At 71.4% G+C, this 21081-nt stretch carries 6 protein-coding genes; all 6 read right to left on the minus strand.

The features are described from left to right. Positions 1-3: 3 nt before the first annotated feature. The 6 genes from MLV88_RS04795 to MLV88_RS04820 all read right to left on the minus strand — a co-directional run bounded on the left by MLV88_RS04795 (position 4) and on the right by MLV88_RS04820 (position 21068). Entirely contained in the window at positions 4-1308 is a 1305-nt protein-coding gene (locus MLV88_RS04795; protein ID WP_242360259.1) for a hypothetical protein, read from the minus strand. A gap of 311 nt (positions 1309-1619) precedes the next feature. Next, positions 1620-1943 carry a hypothetical protein gene (locus MLV88_RS04800; protein ID WP_242337479.1) on the minus strand — a complete coding sequence of 108 codons (324 nt, stop codon included), beginning with the start codon at positions 1941-1943 and terminating at the stop codon, positions 1620-1622. 554 nt (positions 1944-2497) lie between these two features. After that, positions 2498-3547 carry a dickkopf-related protein gene (locus MLV88_RS04805; RefSeq protein WP_242337477.1) on the minus strand — a complete coding sequence of 350 codons (1050 nt, stop codon included), beginning with the start codon at positions 3545-3547 and terminating at the stop codon, positions 2498-2500. A 22-nt stretch (positions 3548-3569) separates the two neighbouring features. Continuing rightward, positions 3570-8678: an Ig-like domain-containing protein gene (locus MLV88_RS04810; RefSeq protein WP_243336959.1), complete on the minus strand. Its 5109-nt coding sequence runs from the start codon at positions 8676-8678 to the stop codon at positions 3570-3572. 81 nt (positions 8679-8759) lie between these two features. Continuing rightward, entirely contained in the window at positions 8760-9677 is a 918-nt protein-coding gene (locus MLV88_RS24485) for a peptidylprolyl isomerase (protein ID WP_242337473.1), read from the minus strand. 474 nt (positions 9678-10151) lie between these two features. Continuing rightward, entirely contained in the window at positions 10152-21068 is a 10917-nt protein-coding gene (locus tag MLV88_RS04820) for a SpvB/TcaC N-terminal domain-containing protein (RefSeq protein ID WP_243336961.1), read from the minus strand. Between the last annotated feature and the right edge of the window lie 13 nt (positions 21069-21081).

A 21081-nucleotide genomic window follows, 5' to 3' on the forward strand; every position in this document is an offset into this window, starting at 1 on the left:
TCATCACCTCGACGCCGCGGTGAAGCTCGCGGCGACGTAGGGGTACTCGGAGACGGCGAAGCCGGTGGGGACGGCGCCGCCGGACATGTCCGCGTCGGTGGCGGCGACGTAGACGTCGTAGGTGACGCCCGGGGTGAAGCTCCCATCGGGCAGCCGCGCCGGCGGCTCGGCGACCCACTGGCTCGCAGCGGGAGCGCCCGTCGCGGAGTCCCACACCTCGACGAGGTAGGCGCGCGCGCCCGCGACCGGGGTCCAGCTCACCGAGGCGCCCCCCGCGCCCGCCGGCGCCGCCGCGGCGTCGAGCACGAACGGGAGCGGCGCAGGGTCGCCCACGGTGAAGGTGGTCGAGAGCGCGAGCGCGCCCGCGGTGGCGGTGAGCGCGTAGGCGCCCGGGATCGCGGGGATGTCGTATGACCAGACCATCTGGCGCGGGAAGCGCGCCGGGTACGTGAACGCCACCGGCGCGGAGGCCGGGAGCTGCGGCCCGACGACGGTCACGTCCCACGGGAGGTCGGTGGGCGTACCGTCGGCGGCGGCGATCGCGACCCAGATCGCGAGGCCGCGCGTCGACGTGCCGAAGTCGAAGGCACCGCCGGCGGCGGAGAGCGTCACGGCCGGCGCGGCCGCGTCCGGGCGCACGAACCCGAGCCGCGCCTCCGAGACGTCGAAGCGAGCCGGGAGGGGCGGCTCCTGTGCGCCGGAGGCCGCGAGGGCGAGGAGATCGGCGGTGAACGCGAGCACGGACGCGACGTACGCGCCCGGCGGCAGCGCGGACAGGTCGCACGCGGGCTCGTGGACCGCGAGCTCGAGCTGCGGGACGCCGGCCGCGTACACCCGGCACGCGTAGCTCGCCGCGCCCGGGACGGCGGGCCAGGTGATCGACGAGGCGTCGCCCGACAGGACGGGCTCCGGGAGCGTCAGGCCTCCCGCGGTGGAGACCGAGAGCCCGCCCCGGACCGAGAGCGACTCTCCCGTCACCTGCAGCGCGTAGCGCTCGCCGTCGCGGACCGCGACCTCCGGCCACCACCACGCCGCGTAGGACCCCGCCCCGCCTGCCGGGTAGACGCCGTCCGCGAGCGGTCCGGCGCCGTCCGACACCGCGGCCGTCCCCGGCGCCGCGGGCCCGGCGCCGCTCGCGTCCCGCAGCGTGGCGAGCACCGCCAGGCCCACGCGCCCGGAGCCGTCCTGGTAGGTGCCGCCGCGGGCGGCGAGGCGATAAGCCCCGGCGTCCGAGGAGCCGCCGCTGCACGCGGCGAGCGCGGCGAGCGCGAACGGAACGGCGGCGGACCACGAGCGAGCGCGGCGCATGCTTCCCCCCTCTCGTGCACGCGGGGAGAGGGCGAGGTCGCTGCGCTCCCCGGCATTCGGTATGCCCTAGGGCCACGTGGGTCCGGGCTTTTGCTCCCCCGCCTCGCGGTCGGGGTCGCTCTTGTCGTGCCGAGGGCCCCACGTTCGCGGGAGCGCACCGTCAGTGTCAAGCACGAACAGTCAACGTTCCGCGATCACTGCAGGTGCGGCTCGTCGCCCGCCCTGGCGCGCCGAAGGGTCGCGCTTACCCCTGTGCGATGAGCACGCACGGCGGCACCCGCCATGCTCGTGGCCGATGCATGGCAGCGCGATTACCCCTGTCGCCGCCTCGGGCCGACACGCAACCGCCCGTGCCTCACGCGCCGCGCCCACCTGGCAGCCCCGAGCCACAGAAGCGCGTTGACGATCACGGCGACGGACACCTCGCCAATCGCTCCAGCGAGCTTGCTCGGGGAGAACAGCTCGGGCAGCAGCTTCTCCACGACGAACAGGCCCACGGGGCTTCCGGGCAAGAGAAGGGCAACGCCCGAGAAGAAGATCTCCGGGCCGCAGCACAGCACCCACGGCGACCCGAGGTAGCACGCCACCCCGGCCACCTGGAGCGCTGCAAACACCTTCCAGGTTCTGCTGCTCATGGCAACTCCGGCGCCAGGCGCAGGTCATTCGAGATGATCAGTGGGTTGCCCGGCCGCGGTGCCATGACCGCTGCTCGTCCTGGTACTGCGCCGGGCACGGACCGACCTCCTCATTCGCCGTCACCGTCCCAATGGTCATCTATACGCGACGAAGACGAAAATGGACTCGCAAGCGCAATGGTAAGCAAGCACCCCGACCGAGAGAATGAGTGCAGCGCGAATACGGACCCACCAACGAGCTCCCGGTGCCCTCCACCCGGCCGCTGCGAAAGCCATGGCGGGCAGGCCCCACCCCACGACGAGGAACCCAAGCGTCCACCACGACGAGCGGCCACAGTGGTCCAGCTCGTAGCAGCCGGCCGGAACGCGACCCCACCGGCGACCCAGATCCATGGCGCTGATCCACGCCGCGGAGAGCGATGCGATGGCCAACCCCATTGCCGCAGACACGCTCGCCAGCGCCGCTCGCCTCCCCAGGTCGTGAAGGCGGCACGAGGCTGCGTCTGCCGGCCTGGAGGGGCAGTCACGTCCTTGTTCCCGTGGGTGCGGGCCGGTCAAGGCTCCGCGCAGAGGGTCGTGCACTGTCCGCTGCTCGCGTAGTCGCACACGTCCGTCGGCCTGCACTGCGACTGCAGCGAGCAGGTCTCGCCCGGCGCGCGCCAGGCCGTGCAGACGTACGCCACGCCGCTCCAGGAGCACCACCCGCCGATGCAGGGGCGGCCCTCGCCGTTGACGTTGCTACAGAGCTCCGACGGCTTCGGACCGTCCACGCACGTGCCGCCCGCGCTGCAATAGAGCCCCGGGCCGCAGGCGTTCTCCCCCTGCGTGCAGCTCTCGCCTGGTCCGCGCCACGCGACGCAGGTGGAGGCGCTCGAGCACCGGTAGCCGATCGCGCACTCCTCATCCCGCGTACAGCTCCCCGACGTGGCCCGCGGGCGGCACTTGCTGTCGTAATACGAGTTCCACTGGCAGAAGAGGCCGGGGCCGCACCAGATGTCGTTCAGGCATGGGCCGTCCACCCCCGCCAGCGGCGTACACACGGGCGTCGCCAGGAGGATGTTGCAGGAGGTCCCCGCGGCGCAGGGCAGGCCCGATTCGCACGGTGATCCGGAAGGGATCGGCGTCCAGCAGGTGCTGGGGCACGCGTCGGGCGACCAGAGGCAGACGCCCGACGCGCAGCTCTCGTCCGAGAAGCACGCCTGGCCGTCCGCGAGCTTGCCGGCGACGGCCGCCCCGCAGTCCGCCTGGGGGTAGGTCCCGTTCATGAACGCCTCGAGCACGTCGCAGCTCGCCGTCTCGAGGAAGGAGAGGCACGCACCGGCGCGCGCGCCGTCGTACGTCGCGCGTCCCGCCGCCACGGCCTGCACCGGGTCCGCGCATCGCGCCGCCGGCGCGAACACCGCCGCCGCCTCGGCCGCCGAGGCCCGCTCGCAGGCCGCCCAGCGGGCCGCGTACGCGCCCCAGTATGCGTCGCAGTACTCGGAGACCGTCGCGGGCGCCGATCCGCCGCCGGGGCCGCCACCGCCGCCGGGGTCGCCTCCGCCGGAGCTCGAGCACGCGGCGGCGAGGAGCAGGAACGAAAGCGCGATCCTCTTCGACGTCATGTGTCCTCCCGACTCCAGCGTTTCACTTCGAGACGGCGAACGCGAGGTCGTCATGATCGTCGAACTCTCCGGTGCTGCAAGGTTGCTGCGTCCCCGCGTGGCGCAGCTGCACTCGCACCGCCTGCAGCGCCCCCGGCTCGAGGACGTGATCGACGCCGAGCACCTGGAGGCCGGCGCGGGTCGGCGTGAGCGTCGCCACCCAGCGCCAGGAGGGGGACAGCGCGTTCGGCGCGACGTAGACGTCGAGCGCGTCGGTCACGTAGCTCGCGGTCGCCCAGACCTTCGCCTCGATCCGCACGGCGCCGCCCTCCTTGAGACCCGCGACCGGGTCGAGCGCCCGCACCGTGACGACGTCCACCGACTCGTCCTGGTGGAAGAAGCCCGACCCGCCGTCCGGGCAGCTCGCGGCGATCGTGTTGGGCGCCGAGGGCTCCGGGCCGAGCGGGCCGCGTCCCACCACGAGCCCTCCCGTCCAGCAGCTCGCCCCCGCGAGCGCGCACTTCGGAGCCTTCAGCTTCCTGTCGAAGGACGCGAGCCCCGTCTGAGCCACGTGCACGGTCACCGGTGCGCTCTCCCCGACGTTCTTCCCCGCGTCGTAGGCGCGCGCGACGAACCGGTAGTCCGCGCCGTCCGCGAGCCCCGCGAGGCTGGTCGGGAAAGCCCACGGCGCGGCAGTGTCGGTGGCGACGAGCGTCTCGACGCCTGCCGCGTCGAGCCGCACGAGCTTCACCTCCGTCACCGCCACGTTGTCGGTGGCCGCCACCTGGACCGTGATCGCCCCGGAGGCCGTCTCGCCGTCCACGGGCGCCGTGATGGTGGCGGTCGGCTTCACCACGTCCTCGACCTCCACGGAGACCGGCGCGCTCCTCGTCCAGTTGCCCGAGTAGTCGAACGCCACGGCCGTCAGGCTGTAGGTCCCCGGCGCGAGCCCCGTGGTGTCCCAGCTCGCCGTGAAGGGCGCGGACCCGTCGGAGGACAGGGCGCCCCCGTCCACCTCGAAGTCGACGTGCTCCACGCCGACGTCGTCGCTCGCGGCGGCGGACACCGCGACCGCATCGCGCACCTTCGCGCCGGCCGTGGGAGCGGAGATGGACACGGACGGAGGCGTCGTGTCCGGCGTGCCCGGCTCGGTGGCGATCACGACGTCGTCCCGGTCGTCGTACCCGGTGGTCCCGCAGGCCTCCGGGAGCCCGCCGCCCCGGAGGGCGACGCGGACGACCTGCCGCTCCGAGTAGGCGAGCGGGACGGTCGCCGACAGGATCTGCTCGCCCGTGAGCGTCGGCTCGACCGTGGCGCGGAGCACGAACTGCGGCGCCGCAGCGTCGGCCGCGACGTAGACGTCGAGCCGGTCGTAAACAGGATCGGCGACGAAGGCCCGCACCTCCACCCGCGCGAGCTTGCCGCCGGTGAGGGGCGCGCCGTCGAGCGACGAGATCGCGACGTGCTCGATCGACTCGTCGCTCCGGTACACGCCCTCCGTGCCGTCGGGGCACCCGTCCACCGTGTTCGAGGCGTTCGCCTCCGGGCCGAGAGGCCCGCGCCCCATGAGCAGGATCCCCGTGTGGCAGAACGGCGAGACCACGTCACAGGACGGCGCCCCCGCCACGGGATCGAACGCGGCGCCGGGGTTCTGGACGTTCATCGTCACCGGGTCGCTGACGGCGGTGTTGCCCGCGGTGTCGTAGGCCTTGCTCGTGAGGACGTGATCGCCGTTGGCAACGGAGGTCGTGTCGAGCGTCGCCTCGAACGGCGCGGCGGTGAACGTGGCGAACGGCACGTCGTCCACGCGCAGCTCGACCTTCGCCAGCTCACCGCCCGGATCGGCGGCGTCGGCCGCCACGCGGATCGTGCCTGCGACCTGCGCGAGCCCGGAGACCGGCGCCCGCAGCGTGGTGGTGGGCGGCGTGATGTCGCCGGTCCTCACCCAGACGAGAGGCTCCGACTTCGAGTCCCCGACGTTTCCACCGAAGTCGAACGCCTTGGCGTAGAGGAGATAGGTCCCCGACGGAACGGTGCTGCTCGCCAGCGTGAACGTCCACGGCGCGCCGGAGGTCGTCTCGCCCACCTTGAACCCGTAGGTCGTGTAGGGCACGTGCAGCCAGAACTCGACGCGCTTCACGGAGCTGTCGTCGGCGGCGTCGGCGGTGAGCTGGACCTCGCCGCTGAGATAGGAGCCGGACGGCGGTGACGTGACGCTCACCGTCGGCGGGGTCAGGTCCTCACGCCTCACGGTGACGCTCGCGGTCCCGACGTTGCCGACGCCGTCGTACGCGCTCGCGGAGAAGACGTAGCTGCCGTTGGGAGCGCGCGAGAAGTCGTACGGGATCTCCCAAGGCGCGCCCGTGTTGGTGCCGAGGGAGACGCCGTCGAGGAAGAACTCCACCTTGCGGATCCCGCTGTCGTCGGTCGGGTCCACCGAGAACGTGACGGCGTTCGGGACGACCGCCCCCTCCTCCGGTGCGAGCACCTTCACGTCCGGAGGCGTCACGTCGTTCACCGTCAGGGTCACCGGCGCCGACTCGGTCACGTTCCCCTGGAGGTCGGTCCCGCGCACGCGAAGCGCGTACGTGCCGTTCGCCGGGGCCCGCAGCTCGAACCCCCACGGGGCCACGACGTCGCTCCCCTGGAAGACGCCGTCGAGGAACAGGTCCACCTTCGCCACCGCTCCGGCGTCGGTCGCGCTCGCCGCGACCTCGATGAGGTTGGACGGCAGCGACGCCGCGTCGAGCGGCTCCAGGATCGCCACCGTGGGCCCGGTGAGATCGGCGAGCGTGACCGCCACCTCGTCGGTCGCGATGTTGCCGGCGCCGTCGTGCGCGACCGCCCGCAGCACGTACTCACCGTTCGGAAGGAGCGCCGGGTTCCAAGCCGCCGTGTACGGCGTCGCGGTGAGCTGGGCGATCGCGTAGGTCTTCCCCTTCCAGTCGTCGGCGGTCACCATCACCTTCGACACGAGCCGATCGTCCGCCGCCGCGACCTCGACCGTGGTGCTCTCCGCCAGCACCCCGCCGGCCGCAGGCGCAACGATCTCCACCGTCGGCGGCGCGCCGTCCGCGGTGCCGCCCCCCACCTCGAAGACGAGGTCGTCCCGGTCGTCGAAGCCGCCCGAGGTGCAGACCGCCGCCGCGTCCCCGCCGCGACGGAAGGCCGCGCGGACCGCCTGCGTGCCGCCCGCGGAGAGCGTGTACCAGGCCGTGAGCGTCTGCGGGCCGGAGGCCACCGGCGTCAGCGTGATGAGGTGGCGCCACGAGGGCGGGCTCACCGCCGGCGACGCGTACAGGTCCAGGGAGTCACCCAGCTCGCCGCCGACGATCGCGTCCACCTCCAGCTTCACGTTTCCGCCGACCACGAGCGGCTTCCCGTCGTCGGAGGAGATCCGGAGCTGCTCGATCGACTCGTCCAGCTGGTACACCCCGAGCTCGCCGTCGTGGCAGACACAGCCCGCGGGATCTGCGTCGCACCCGTCGCGGAGCACGCTCGGGGCGTACCGCTCCGGGCCGAGCGCCGCGCGCCCGCGGACCAGGTCCCGCGAGTCGCAGGAGGCGGCGAGCGTCTCGCACCGCGCGATCCGCAGCCCCGGGTCGAGGTGGGCGACGCCCGGGTTGCTCACCGTGACAGAGATCGCCGTCGAGTCGGTCGCGTGGCCGGCCGAGTCGTACGCCCGGACCACGAGGGAGTGCGCGCCGTCGAGCGACGTGGAGGTGTCCCAGGCGATCTCGAACGAGCTCGAGTCGCTGCTGCCTCGCCAGCGCCCGTCGACGAGCAGCTCGATGCGCGTGAGCCCGTGGTCGTCGCTCGCCGTGCCGGTGACGTTCACGGCGCCCGTGAGGGCGTCGCCTTCCACGGGCGCCGTGACGGCCACCGTCGGAGCGGCGTCGTCGGCGGTGGGCGTGAGCTCCACACCTCGCGTGTAGACGAGCCGATCGGGCGTGAACCCGGGCGCGCCCGCCGGAGCGCGGGTCGCGCTCGCGACGAGCACCCGGACGACGTCCTGCGGGGTCGCCGCCGGGTTCCGCGAGAGGAGGAGGGCCACCGCGCCGGTGACGTGCGGCGCCGCCATCGACGTGCCGGAGAGCGGCAGGTCGGCGACCGCCGTCGTGTTCCACGCAGAGACGATCCCGGCGCCGGGCGCGACGAAGTCCACGCAGTCGCCGACGTTCGAGAAGGGCGCGAGCTCATCCACCGGCGCTCCACCGACCACCGGAGGCGTCCGCTGCTGCAGGGCGGCGACGGTCAGCGCGCCGGGCGCGCGCGCCGGAGAGACGTCGCAGGCGTCCTTGCCACCGTCGCCCGCGGCCACCACGACCACGATGCCGCTCGCGGTCGCCGCCTCCACAGCCGCGTCGATCGCCGAGGATGGGCTGGCGAAGAGGCTGAGGTTCGCGACGGACGGCCGGGAGTGGTTCGCGATCACCCAGTCGAGCCCCGCGACGACGCTCGAGGCGCTGCCGTTCCCGCTGCAGTCGAGGACGCGCACCGACCGGATGCTGGCGCCCTTCGCGACGCCGTAGGGCCCTCCGGCGATGGTCCCCGCGACGTGGGTGCCGTGACCGCTGCAGTCCCCGACGACGCCCTCGCCGAGGGCGTCGAACGCGAAGGAGGCCCGCCCGCCGAACGCGGCGTGTGACGTGAGCACGCCGGTGTCCAGCACGAACGCGTCCACGCCTACTCCGGTCCACCGATCGTCCCAGCCGTACCTGTCGTCGAGCGCGGCGCCGCGCTGGTCGACGCGGTCCAGACCCCAGGTCGGACCGTACTGCCAGGCGACGGCGGCCGCCCGGGCGACGCCGTCCTGCTCGACGCGCTCCACGCGCGGATCGAGCGCGACGGCGCCGGCGGCGGCGAGCCCGGCGCGCATGGAGAAGCCGCGCAGCGCGTGCTGGTAGACGTTCAGCACGGTGGCGCCGTGATCGTTCGCGACGCTCGCCGCGACCGCGGCCACGTCCGCTGCGCCGTCGCCAGCCGCGAGGACGACGAGGTACTGATCCGGGATCGGCTGCTCCACGCGCGCGATCCGCTCGGCTCCGGCGGGGGCGGCCTCCGAGGACCTACCTCGGCTCGAGCAGCCGCCACCGGCGGCGAGCGCCAGCGCGAGAGCTGCCGTTAGACTCACCGTTGAATGCCTGGACATGTCCTCTCCCCGAGGGCCGCCCGCGAAGACCGGCGCCCGTCCCTGCGTAGGAGCCGATGGCGCCGCTCGGCGCCCGCCTGCCTACATCCCGGCGATCGCCTTCTCGTCGACCTTCATCGCGGCGTCCCTCACCGCCGCTTCCACGACTTCCCTGCGCGCCCTGGAGCGCCGCTCCGACGTCAGCCGCTGTCGGAGCACCTCCTTCAGGTCGTCGAACGACGGCCGCTGCTCTCGCTCCCGGACGACGAGCTTCACGACGTGCAGCGCGCTCGCCGTCTCGACCACGCGCGGGAGGATCGCCCCGGCCTCGGTCAGCTCGAACGCGGCGGCGGACAGCTCGGGCCCGTACAGCGACGTGAGCTCCTCGCGGCTCATCGGCGGCAGCTCGCCGTTGAGCGCCCGGGTGCGCGGGTCCTCCGAGCGGAGCCGCGCGAGGTTTCCGAACGCGAGCGGGTCGAGCGGGCGCTGCTGCGCCGCCGCCAGCGCGGCCTGGGCCGCGCCCAGCTTCCGCGCCCGCGCGGCGGCGTCCGGAGCCTCGAAGGTGATGACCGCGAGCCGGACCCGCTCCGGCCGCTGAAGCTCCATCTCGTGCTCCGCGAACCAGGCCCGCACCTCATCGTCGCTCAACGGCCGGCCGGCGGCTGACTCCTCGACCTTCTTCTCGACGAAGGCGCTCGACAGCTCCTGCGCGTAGCTCCGCGCGAACTCGCCCGTGCGGTGGAAGCCCTCCGCCTCGGCTCGACGCGCGAGCAGGAGCGTCCGCGTCCAGCCCTCGACGAACTCCTTTCGCGCCGCAGGGTCCGTGAGCTGCGCGCGAAGCGGACCATCCTTCGGCCCGGCGAGCGCCTCGATCTCGTCGGCGGTCACCTTCTCACCGTCGAACCGCGCGAGGACGGCGCCGCTCGACGGGCGGCCGTCGAGCGGGCTGCCGCCACCGCCAGCGTGGCCGATGAAATAGCCCGCGACACCGGCGATCACCGCCGCGATTACGGCGGTCACGACCTGTCGCCTGGAGCTGGTGAGTCCTGCAGGAGTCTCGTTGTCGCTCACTCGATCACCGTTTCTGGCCAGCTAGACCCGCGGTCAATGTGGCGTTGCGGCTGATAATTGCCCGACCGCGATGCCATGACCGCTCCACGACGGGCTCTCATTACTCTCGGTCGGGATGCCTCATTCTCCTTCTCAGGGTCGCAATACCTAGATCGAGCACCACCGCGAGACCCAGTGACACGACCGGGACCCACAGGCGTTGCCCTGGCGCCGAGTGACCACCATTGAGTGCGCGCGCTATTTCTCCGATGCCCCACGTCACGGCGCTGAACAACAAGGACACGACATTCAAAAGACCGCGAACCCCGCGATCGTCATACCGCGTTCCCAGAGCATCGCCCAACCACTGCAACACCAGCCCGAACGCGACATAACTCGTCACGATACGTCGACTGATCAATCCGATCGTTGACGCCACTATCGTCACCTTGCCCTCCCCTGCGGCACGGGGACACCGGGCTGGGCTCCCCCTCCCTGACCGGCTCCGTTAGGCGCAAACGACGCCCTTGGGACTGGGCGGTCGTAACCCGGCGTGCTTACCGGCAGCACCGGAGGCGCAACGCCGGCCGCCTCCAGCAGGCCGGAGACGTAGGAGTTCGAATTGAATCCATCATCGGCCACGAACATGCTTCTATTTGCCGGGTTGGCCTCAGGAAACAGGTCGTAATCCAGGTCGTCGGCGTAGTTGGCGTCGAGTGTCAGGAGTCTATCAATGAACTGATCCTCGCCCACTGGATCTCCTGGCCCGAGCGGCCCGGCCTTCACGTCCGCAGGATTCGGGACCACAATCCCGCCCTGATGAGGCCGTGCGTCCCGCGTCCGATTGTGCTCACTCACGAGACTGCCGTTGATCGCAGGTACGGGCCCAGCTCCGAGGGTCATGAATACACGACCCTGGTCGTCTCGAAGTGGCTGACCTGTCGCCGGATCGCGAAAACGCGGATCGTTCGCCCACCGCGCCTGATTTTCCGGCGTGATGCGAACAAGCGAGTGAAAAGACCCCCGAGCCACTTCATGAAAGTCGACGCGCACCTCGTTGCCGTCAGGGTCCTGGAGAACAACGGGACTCGCGTGGGCGTAGAGGTAGAGAGACAGGTTCTCCGTTCTGAAGATCCCTCCACGCCCAGGAAGGGATTCGCCAACTTCTTGGCCAGGAAGATAGGAAGCCAGCATCGGATCACTGCTCGCCCACCTCGCCCTCACCGGATCCAGGTACCGCGCGCCGAAGTAGTAGAGCCCCGTCTCCTCATCCATTTCCTTGGACGAGAAGAGGAACTGCTGCCGATGCACGGGGTCGCCGTCGGAGTCGTACCGTGCGTCGCGCCAGACCTCGCCGTACGGGAAGTACTCGACGTGCTCGTGGACGCGGCCGTTCTGATCGGTCACCCACGACGTCGAGCCGAGGTGATCCGAGTGGTAGTAGTAGGTCGCCGGCTTGATCTTCGTCGTATCCGGACGCCGGTCGATGACCGGGTTCGCGGCGGGATCGATCGGACACTTCTGTGGCTGGTAGGTACTCGGATCGCACCCGCTGACCGTCTCCACCGCCGTTCCGGCCAGGATCGGCCCGGAGACCGCCGTCCCCTCGCTCCAGCTCGGCTCCCAGCCGGGAGACGGCAAGAGCTTCGAGGCGACGCGCGTCTCCCCGATGAAGATGTGCTTCGTCGCCGCCTTGCGCCCCTTCAGCGCGAAGAACTGGCCGATCGTGATCGACTCGCCTCCGCGCCCCAGCTTCACGACGCGCTGGCCGCCGGCGTCGTACATGAACCGGGTGATGTTCCAGCCGCCGCCGTCGATGACGGCGTTCAGCTCGTTCTCCTCGCCCCAGAAGTACCGGCGCAGCTTGTCGGAGTTCGCCTGGCAGGCCGCATCGCCGTGGTCGCGGCACTCGCGCAGCGTGTTGCCGTTCGCGTCGTAGACGAGGTTACGATCCCCGATCTTCGTCGCCTGGTGCGGCCCGGCATCGCCGTAGGCGTAGTCGAAGTCGTGGTTCGTGTGCGGCGGGTGCGCCGTCTCGTCGTCGGGATCGTTCGCGGTGGTCAGCCAGTGCTTCTGGTGGAGCCGCGTCATGTTGTGGATCTCGTCGCCGAACTCGTACGTCGTCTTGAACCTGTCGACGACGCCCGGACGCGACAGCGCGGTCCCGGTCGCGGTGGTGAGCCGGTACAGATCGTCGTAGTCGTACGTGTACGAGACGGCGCCGGAGCGCCGGCCGGTCGCCTCGCCCAGCGCGTTCGTGAGCGTCTTGACGTTGCCCACCAGGTCGTAGGTGTACGTCAGCGCCTGGAGCGTACGCCCCTGCGACGCGGTGTCCACGTGCTTCAGCCGCTGCGTGTCAGGCTCGTACGTCCAGGTGGTCGTCGCAGCGTTCCCGAGGACCGCGTGGCGGCGCGCCCCGAACTCGTCGTAGGTGAGCGTGGTGAGGTAGACCTCGGTGGCCTCCTCCCAGTGCTTCGTGGCGGGCCGGTGTCCCTCCGCGTGGTTCACGAGCCCGGCGGCATCGTACAGGTACGTGAGCTCCTCGCCGTCCGGATACCAGAGCCGCAGCATCCGGCCGAAGGAGTCGAACTCGAAGCGCGTCTCGAAGGTCTGGGGCGAGTCGTTCGGCTTCAGCGGCTTCACCGTCCGGGTGAAACGGATCGTCTCTCCGAGCTTCCCGTAGCCGCGCGTCTCGGCGCCGGCGTCGTCGACCACCCGCACGATCCTGCCCGCGCCGTTCTCGGGAGCTCCCGGCGGCCCGTACTCGTACTTCACGTCGGTGCCGAAGGGCTTGTTGACCGCGATGAGCTGTTCGAGGTCGTACTCGTAGAACACGAAGGCCTGGTCTGCGGGCAGCTTGCCACCCTTGGCGGCCTGGACGAGGTTCCCGTCCTGGCGCGACACGAGGTTTCCCATGTCGTCGTAGGCGAAGTCCGTCGTCCCTGCGTCGGGGCTGACGAGCTGCCTCCGCCGGCCGAGCCGGTCGTACTCGACGCGCGTCTCGTTCCCCCTCGCGTCGATCACGGCGCGCAGGTCGCCCAGGGGATCGTACTGATACCGCGTGGTGTGGACGAGCGAGTCGATGTGCTCCTCCACCGCGGAGATCTTTTCGTCGAGGCGCCGGTACATGACCCGCGTCTTGCGGAGCGGGTCAACCACCGTGGCCCGCCGGCGAAGGAAGGGATCCTTCGCCGCGCGCGCGAGGTCGTAGGTCAGCTCGTAGACGCCGCCGTTCGGCTCGACGGTCCGGGTCTTCCGGCCCAGCACGTCGTAGGTCGTGGTGGTCTCGTAGACGGGCGCGTCCTCGCGGAACCCCGGGTCCCGGCCGCCGATGAAGTAGGGGATCCCCTGCTCCGTGACGCGTCCCATGACGTCGAAGCGCTGGCGCCCCGACGCGGTCACGCCCAGCCCCTTGCCGTGGGCCAGCACGGTCTTCTGCGTCTGGAGGGTGCGCCCCAGCCCGTCCGTGTACACGAACGTGTCGAGCCAGCCGCCGTTCCTCGGCAGCAGGTTGTGCGTCGCCGCGCGCGCCGGGCTCGCGTCCGGCGCGTACTCGACGCGGACCGCAGGGATCGTGCTGTCGTAGGGCCCGAACACCTGGAAGATGCGGCCGTTCGCGTCGAGGACGCGGCGCGTGAGGTTGCCGTTGAGGTCGGTCGCCGTCTCGACCTCGCCGAAGCGCTCGTCATACACGGCCGAGGACGCGTACCCGTGCGCGTCCTCGACGCGGGTCGGGAAGTTCCGGGTCACGCCGCTCGTGTCGTAGAGATAGCGGACCCAGTACCGGCCGCTCTTCACCCTGGGCTGGTGCACCTCGAACAGCTTTCCGTCGGCGTTCCAGGCCAGGTCCACCTGCACGTACCTCGTGGCGTCGACGAAGGACTGGAGGTCCTTGAGGTTTCCCCTCGCGTCGTAGTGGCCGATCCGCTTGCGGAGGAAGGCGTCGTCGGCGTCGGTCGCGTGCGCCTTCACCAGCAGCAGCTCCGGGCGCGCGATCGAGTAGAAGGCCCTCGCCGCCTCGTCGTCGGCGTAGTTGACCGTCGCGTGGACGTCGTCGCCCGTGTCGAGGGGATCCGCGTCACCCAGGTCGGTGAAGGTCAGCACGTTCCCGTTCGAGCGGTCGTACGTGTAGCTCTGGTAGGTGACGAGCTTGGCGTTGGGGTCGCCGGTCGTCTCGTGGAGCTCCTGCGTGACGCTGTCGAGCGTGATGACGTGCGAGCCGCACCACTCGTCGAGCGTCGGCCTCAGGAAGAACGGCGCCGCCTCCCGGCACGGGTCGACGGCCGGCGCGGGCCTCGCCTCGGTGTCCGCGAAGCGTGACGGCGCGGACCAGGCGTTGGTCGTCGTGGTCAGCACCCGCCCCGAGACGTCCGAGAGCGTCTCCGTCACGACGAGGCCCTTCCTCAGGACCGAGTCGTTCCAGTAGGTGCGCACGACCTTCGCTCCGTCGCCGCGGGTCTCGGTCGTCGCGTCGAACCCGAGGAAGTCGCGCTCGTAGCGGTGGTAGCGGCCGTCGCCGTAGTCGAACGAGGTGGCGAGGTCGTGACCGGGGGTGCCGTCCGCGCGCCCGTCGTGGACGACGACGCTGGACAGGACCCAGCGGCTCTCCGGCATCGCGACGCTGTTCCCCTTGCGCGCGTAGTCGAGCTCGAAGCTCCCGCCGAGCGGCCGCGAGACCGCCTTGAGCAGGTTCCCCTTCCGCAGCTGGTTGAGCCGGACCCAGACCGCCTCGTTGTCACCGCCCGGGTTCTTCTCCGCCTTGAGGACGTGATCGGCGAGGCCGTCGCCGTCCATGTCCTGGAGCCCCAGCGCGAAGCCGGAGACGCGCTTGAAGGTCTTGTCGCCCCCCACGGAGAAGTGGAGCCAGGGGGTCATCGCGGGCGACAGCGGCCCGACACCCCAGGAGACGACGAAGCCGATGGACGGCAGCTCGCCGTACGTCCCGCTCGCCTCGACGGCGTCCACGCTGGGCGTGTCACCGTTCACCAGCCGGAGCACCTTGTTGACGCCGGCGGCGAGCCCGGTGTCGCGCAGCCACGGCTTCGTCACCGAGGCCGGCCACGGCTGCACTGGGAGCTGCACCTCGTCGTCGAACCCGAAGCCGTTGTTCAGCCGGACGGTGAAGTGGCTCGTCCCGGTGGTCTTTCGGACGTAGTCCGGCAGGCCGTCGCCGTTGACGTCCGCGAGCGAGATGCCGGTCGCCGCGACGCTCGAGTCCCAGTTCACCGAGGCGCCGTAGTTCTCGTAGAGCGTGAAGCCGGCGTTGGCGTTGAGGCTGATCGAGGTGGTCTTGCGCACCCGCTCCGGCGACACGATCTCGTCCGGGAGGGCGCTCCCGAGGCTCCCGATGAGCTCGTCGAGGTTCCCCTCGCTCCAGCTGCCCACCGGGATGCGGTCCGCGGACGCCGCGAAGTGCGAGCCGAGGTTCAGGCGGACCAGGAAGTAGCCGCCGTCCCGGGAGACCTCGTCGGGAAGGCCGTCGCCGTTGACGTCGGCCAGCTCACGCTCCGTCGAGCTGAAGTTGACGCCGATGCCGCCGCCGACGGACGGGTACATGGCGACGAGCGCCTTGACGACGCCGTCGTCGGACATGCGTCGCCACGGGTCGGAGACGCCGAGCCCGAGGCTCGCCGAGCCGTCCTTGCTCACGCGCAGCCGGAAGCCCTCGGTGCCCCTCTGGATGCCGGGCCTGCCCGGATCGCGGATGTCGGTCACGCGAACGGCCGTTCCGTCGTCGGCGCGAGAGACGACGTCGACAACGCGGTCGCCGTTCATGTCGAGGACGTCCGTCTTCTGATAGCTCGCGCCCGTCGCCACGTTGAGGCTCACGCCGACCGGGCCCACCGAAACCCCCGCCGAGAGCGACGTGGAATCGCCTTCGCTCTGCCGGAGCGCCGGCCCCAGCGCGAACATCGCCATGAGCGAGGTGGTCTCCCCCGCCCCGCCGCCCTGCTGGACGAACTCCCCTTCGCGGGAGGCGTGCCAGATCCCCGCCGAGATGAAGGTGGTCCCCTCCCTGCTCACGAAGGACGGGACGCGCGGCGCGAGCCCCGGCTCCGCCTGCGAGACCCAGGTCCCGAGCCGCCTCGGCACGAGGGGCGACGCGACCTCGGTCGTGTCCTTCACGTCCGGGTCCTGGTGCTCGACGTCCACTTCCCCCTGCTCGTAGGCGTCCACCTTCTTGTAGAGCCGCCGGGGATCGAGGTCCTGGTCGTTCGCGGCGCGCCAGGTGCCGTAGTGGAAGAGGTGATGGCCGCCGCCGAAGCGCGAGCGGACCGCGTAGGTGTTCGAGCCGCTCCGGTACGATGAGTACCGCTCGTTGACCTTCACGCTCTCGGTCGACGACAGGCCCGTCGCGTCCCGCACGAACGTGACGACCGGCGTCCACGTCGCGTCGAACTGGGCGTCGGAGAAGATCTCGAAGAAGACCCGCTCTCCGGCGTCGACGTGCAGCTCCTGGATGATGGACTCGTACGGCGAGCCGTAGAGCTGGTCGAAGCGCCGCTTCACGATCAGGGACTTCGCCGTTCGAGCCGCGACGTAGAGCGCGTCGGACGCGTGGTCTCCGACCCGGAGCGCCGGGATGTACCCGCGTGGATCTCGCGGATCCGGGTACTTCGGGTTGACGAAGACCCGGATGGTGCCGGGCTCCGGCGCCACCCACGGCTCGATCGGGCGATCGTCGGGCGCCGCCGAGACGTCGGCGTTCGGGAGGAGGTACCAGCGCGGCGAGATCGCGTTGTGCACCGGGAACCAGGCGTCGCCCGTGAACGACATCGCCTCGGCGAGCTCGGGCGGCGGCGCCTCGCAGCCGTTCGGTCCCAGGCCGCCGGCCGTCTCCATCCGGCCGCCGATCGTCCAGTCGACGACCGCCGGATCGACGGGCAGGTCCGTCTGGATCCGGAACACCAGCTTCTCGCCGGCGAGGACCGAGGCGGTGGCCGCCAGGTCCCACTTCCCGACGGCGTCCGCGGGCAGGATCTCGTCGATGAGGGTGTCGAACCCCCCGTCCTTCTCCTCGCAGCGGAGGTCCTTCACCTCGGCCTTCTGCGCGAAGCGCTGGACGCAGACGCGGACGTCGTCGGTCGACTCCTTCTTCACGAGCGAGGTCTCGATCCGGAGGGCCCCGGTGGCCGGGATCGCGACGGAAGGCGCGGGCTGGCCGGCGATCCTGAAGTCACTGGCCTGGTCGAACTGGAACGTCGCGGCGCCGCTCGGGTCGACGCGGCCCTGCTCCTCGTCGCTCAGGGGACGGCACGCCCCGACACTGCACGGGCCCAGGTGCGAGTAGGAGATCGTCGGCGAGAAGTGGACGTCCTCGAGGGGCGACGGAACGGCCCGATCCACGGGGAAGTCCGCGAGCGTCGAGAGCACGAAGAAGACGCGCAACCCGGGGAACACGTCCAGGTTCGCGATGCCCACCGGGGTCGGCACGCCCGCGTCCGCGAGCGTCTTCACGCGCTCGAAGACCTTCACCGCAGCGTGATCGCGGCTTCCGTCCCAGACGAACGCCTGGATGCGGACTCCGTCCCGCTCCGCCGGGAGGGGGGAAGGCTGGGCGTGATCGACGAAGAAGAGGTTCCCGGCGACGTCGACGCGTCCCGTGAACGGCGCGATCCACTCCAGGACGGCGTCGGAGGGCTTGAGCTGCTCGCGGATGCTCTGCTCGAGCGCCTCCTGGTCCGGGTTGGCGCCGGTGGGCGTCGACGCCAGGCTCGTGCCGGTGACCATCGGCGCGAAGGCGAACGCCTTCGCGGTGCCCGATCGGTGCTGGTTCAGGAGGACACCGGACTCCTGCACGACGTCCACGAGACCGTCCCCGTCGGCGTCTCCCAGGAACTCCGTCGTCTTGGACGAGAAGTGCGAGTAGCCGGCGTTGACCGAGACCGGGCCGTACGACGCCTGCCCCGCCGTGTTCCACCCCTTGCCCTCCTCCTTGCCCAGGGTCGGGAGCGGCACGGACGCCACCTCGCCGTCGCCCGGATCCCCGGCCGGCAGCGCGCGCCGCAGCTCGCGCGACCCGGAGACGAGAGAGCCGCTGTTGAACCGGACGTCGTAGCTTCCGCCTCGGCCCGTGACGCGGTCCGGCAGCCCGTCGCCGTTCACGTCGAGCAAGAGGCTGTTCGTCACCGACCGGTGCTGCGTGCGGCCGACGCGGGCGCCGACGGTGCCGGTGATCTTGTCGTAGGTGAAGCCGATCCCTCCGTAGCCGTGGATCGACCAGCCGCTCTCCTCGGCGTGCGAGAGCGAGAGGTCGTCCGGCGCCTCCTTGAAGCTCCAGGCGACGGGCGCAGCGAAGGAGTTCCTGTAGTCGGCGTCGAACCAGGAGAACGCGTGGGTGTGGAAGAGCTTCCGCGCGGTCCCCTCTCCCGCTCCGAAGACCTCGACCTTCGTCAGGCGCGACTTCCAGAAGCTCTCCGCCTTCCGCTCGTAGGAGAACCGGTACTCCCGGATGGTGTCGGTCCTGCCGTCCCGGTCGAGCTGGACGAGGATCGACTTGAGGCGGCGCCGGAGCACCGTCTTGAAGCCGAGCCGGCCCGAGGTGATCTCGTCGGGACGATCGAGGTAACGGCCGCGCGTGTCCTGCTCGCTCCGCAGCTCGACGTGGTAGTGGCCGATCTCCGCCGTCCCGAAGGGATCCCGCGCCCCGTCGTACGCGCGCCCCGTGTACTGGATGCTGCTCAGGTAGAGCTGCCGGAAGTCCTCCTCGTGCGTGGCCGCCGTCTGCTGCGGGTGCCGGACGGTGGGACGCGCCTTCGCGTCCGTGTCGTAGACGAACTGCGTCAGGTTCCCGTTGGTGTCGACGACACGCTCCAGGTACCACGCGCCGATGTTGGCCAGCCCCTCGTAGCTGGTGAGGCGCGCCGCGCCGCTCCTGCCGTAGACGTACAGGTTCCCCTGCTTGTCCTGGACCTGGAACCAGTGGTCGGTCGGGCCGGTCCCGCAGCGGAGGATCCTGCGGAAGCTCTTCTCCACCCGGGCGCGATAGCGCGTCCCCGCCGAGCCGTCCTCGCACCTCGGCGACTCGCTCGTCGGCACGAGCTGCTCGCCGTCGAGGAGGTAGCGGGGCTCGCTGGCGCCGTACTCCGGCGCCCCGAAGCGCGTGTCGATCTGGACGCTCGACGACGGGAGCTCCCAGCCGACGCCGAGCCAGCCGTTGGACCCGCCGGAGTCGTACGCGAGGCGCAGCTCCGGCTGGTAGCCGCCGCGACCCGCCGGCAGGCGGATCGGGAACGCGAGCTGGGCGGTCCCCAGGTTGTTGACGCCGGGGGGCGCGATGAGGTCGATCGCGGCCGACGGATCCGAGGCCTTCAGATCCTTGATGGAGTTCGGGTTGAACGACGACGGCCCCGGGTGCTCGGGGAGCACGAGCACAGCGTTGATCATGAACGTGAAGTGCGTCGTCTCGCTGACGACGCGGTTCGTCGAGCGCTGCAGCTCGGCGCGCGGGAGCGCCGTCCACTGCTCGGCCGCCTCGTCGTAGAACCACGTCTGGATCTCCTCGGGGGCGATCCCCTCCGGGAGGAGCGACGGGTCGTAGGGGAGCCCGACGCGCACGGGCTTCGCGAACTTCTGCCCCTTCGGCAGGAACCGGTACGCGCCGTTGGCCGGCGCCGTCACGTTCACCATCCCCGCGTCGAGCGGCGGGATGAACTCGGGCCCCTTCCGCGTGATGCCTACGTTCGTACGCTTTCCGACGGCGCCCGGCCCCGCCTCGAAGGTGACGTCGGTCCCGAGCATCACCTTCCCTCCGGCGTCGGGATCGATGGTACCCCAGCCGGTCTGGTTCTCCTGCCCGAAGCGCGCGGCATCGGAGAGCAGCGCCGCGCTCCCCGAGGCGCCGGTCAGCAGCTCCGCGGCGCCGTCCCGCTCGAGGACCACCGTGCGCACCACCGTCGTCCCGTCGGGGAACGTGGCCTTGACGTCCACCGTCCACGGGGTCGGTGCCGCCGCGGGGCGGTCGAGCGCGACCCCGAACACTCCCGCGACGCCCACCTCCGCGCCCCCGATCTCCACGCGCCCGACGCCGGCGGGCGACTCCGCCCAGCCGGCGATCCACGCGCGATCGCCGAAGCGCTCACCCACCTCGCGTCCCCCCTCGAACGTGAGGTGGGGCGCGGTCAGGACGATGCGGGCGGCGCCGACCCTCGGACCGACGCCGCTGCCCGCCACCGAGATCTCCGCCACGCTGGCCGCCGGCACGTCGGCGCGCGCGGACGACGGGAAGACGAGCCGCAGCGCGCTCGCCTCGCGCCCCGCCACGGGCAGCGTGCTCGACTCCGTCGCGAGCTCCACGTCCGGCACCCGATCCCAGCCGCTCGCGTCCCGCAGCTCGAGCGCCGCGAGCGTCAACGGCGCCGATCCGAGCCGGACGGAGCCGTCGTCGAGCGCGATCGGACGATCCAGCGTGAGCTCCACGGTCCCGGAGACCGGCGACGGCGTCGCCTCACCGTCCACCGCGTCCGCCTGCTTCAGGTGCGTCTCTCGATCGAAGACATCGAGCCCGTCGTCCGACACCACGAGCAGGCGGAGCCCCGCCACCTGCACCTTCCCCGTCGCGTCGGGTGGCACGCAGAGGGTGACCCCGCTCGCCGTCCCCAGCCGCTCCGGGTCGAGCTCGTCGACGAGCGTCCTCGGCGTCGCGACGTTCCCCACCCAGAATCCGCCCGTCACCGCGTCGCCGTCGAGGATCCGCTCGAGCGCGAAGGCGCGCGGGACGTTTGCCTCGTAGGCGAGGTACGCCCGCCGTGCGCCGGCCACCTCGACCCTGGGGAAGGTGGCCTTCAGGCACCGGGCGCCGCCGTTGCTCTCGGTGGGATCGAGCGTCGCCGCGGCAGGCGTGGCGCCGAGGACGCGCACGTCCTCGAAGGCGGTCGCGTCGGCGCGGGTCGCCTCCGCCATCGCCGCGACGCTCCGCGGCGAGCGCTTCCGACCGGCGCCCCAGACCTCGAGCTCCTGGAGGATCGCCGCGGTCCCCGCGCCGCTCACGCGAACGGTCAGCTCCTTGGCCACGACGGGCGCGGGGAACGAGATCGCCCCCCAGCTGCCCGTGAGCGGGAGCTCGCCCTGCCCCGGGACGGCTACGGAGAGGCCGTCGCCGCGCACCTTCACGGCCCGGATCTCGACGGCGTGGTCGAAGCGCACCACGACGTCGAGCAGCCCGCTGACGGGCGTCCCCGTCGTCGTGTCCCGGTCCGCGACGGCGAAGAGATCGGTCCCCGCGCCGCCCTGCACGCTGACGGGCGACAGGCGCATCGTCGGACCGACGATGTGCTCCGGGGCTGACGACCGGCTGCAGCCGGCGAAGGCGGCGAGGGCGATGAGGCACGCGGCCGGGAGATTTCGATTCGTGCGGACCATGCTTCCATGCCCC

Origin of the sequence: Anaeromyxobacter soli (assembly GCF_022808855.1) — a bacterium.
In the GTDB taxonomy this organism is placed as follows: domain Bacteria; phylum Myxococcota; class Myxococcia; order Myxococcales; family Anaeromyxobacteraceae; genus Anaeromyxobacter; species Anaeromyxobacter soli.

Bases quoted from the DNA above. Each gene is read 5' to 3' on its own strand.
- MLV88_RS04800 (WP_242337479.1), bottom strand. From the start codon at position 1,943: ATGAGCAGCAGAACCTGGAAGGTGTTTGCAGCGCTCCAGGTGGCCGGG.
- MLV88_RS04805 (WP_242337477.1), bottom strand. From the start codon at position 3,547: ATGACGTCGAAGAGGATCGCGCTTTCGTTCCTGCTCCTCGCCGCCGCG.
- MLV88_RS04795 (WP_242360259.1), bottom strand. From the start codon at position 1,308: ATGCGCCGCGCTCGCTCGTGGTCCGCCGCCGTTCCGTTCGCGCTCGCC.
- MLV88_RS04810 (WP_243336959.1), bottom strand. From the start codon at position 8,678: ATGTCCAGGCATTCAACGGTGAGTCTAACGGCAGCTCTCGCGCTGGCG.
- MLV88_RS04820 (WP_243336961.1), bottom strand. From the start codon at position 21,068: ATGGTCCGCACGAATCGAAATCTCCCGGCCGCGTGCCTCATCGCCCTC.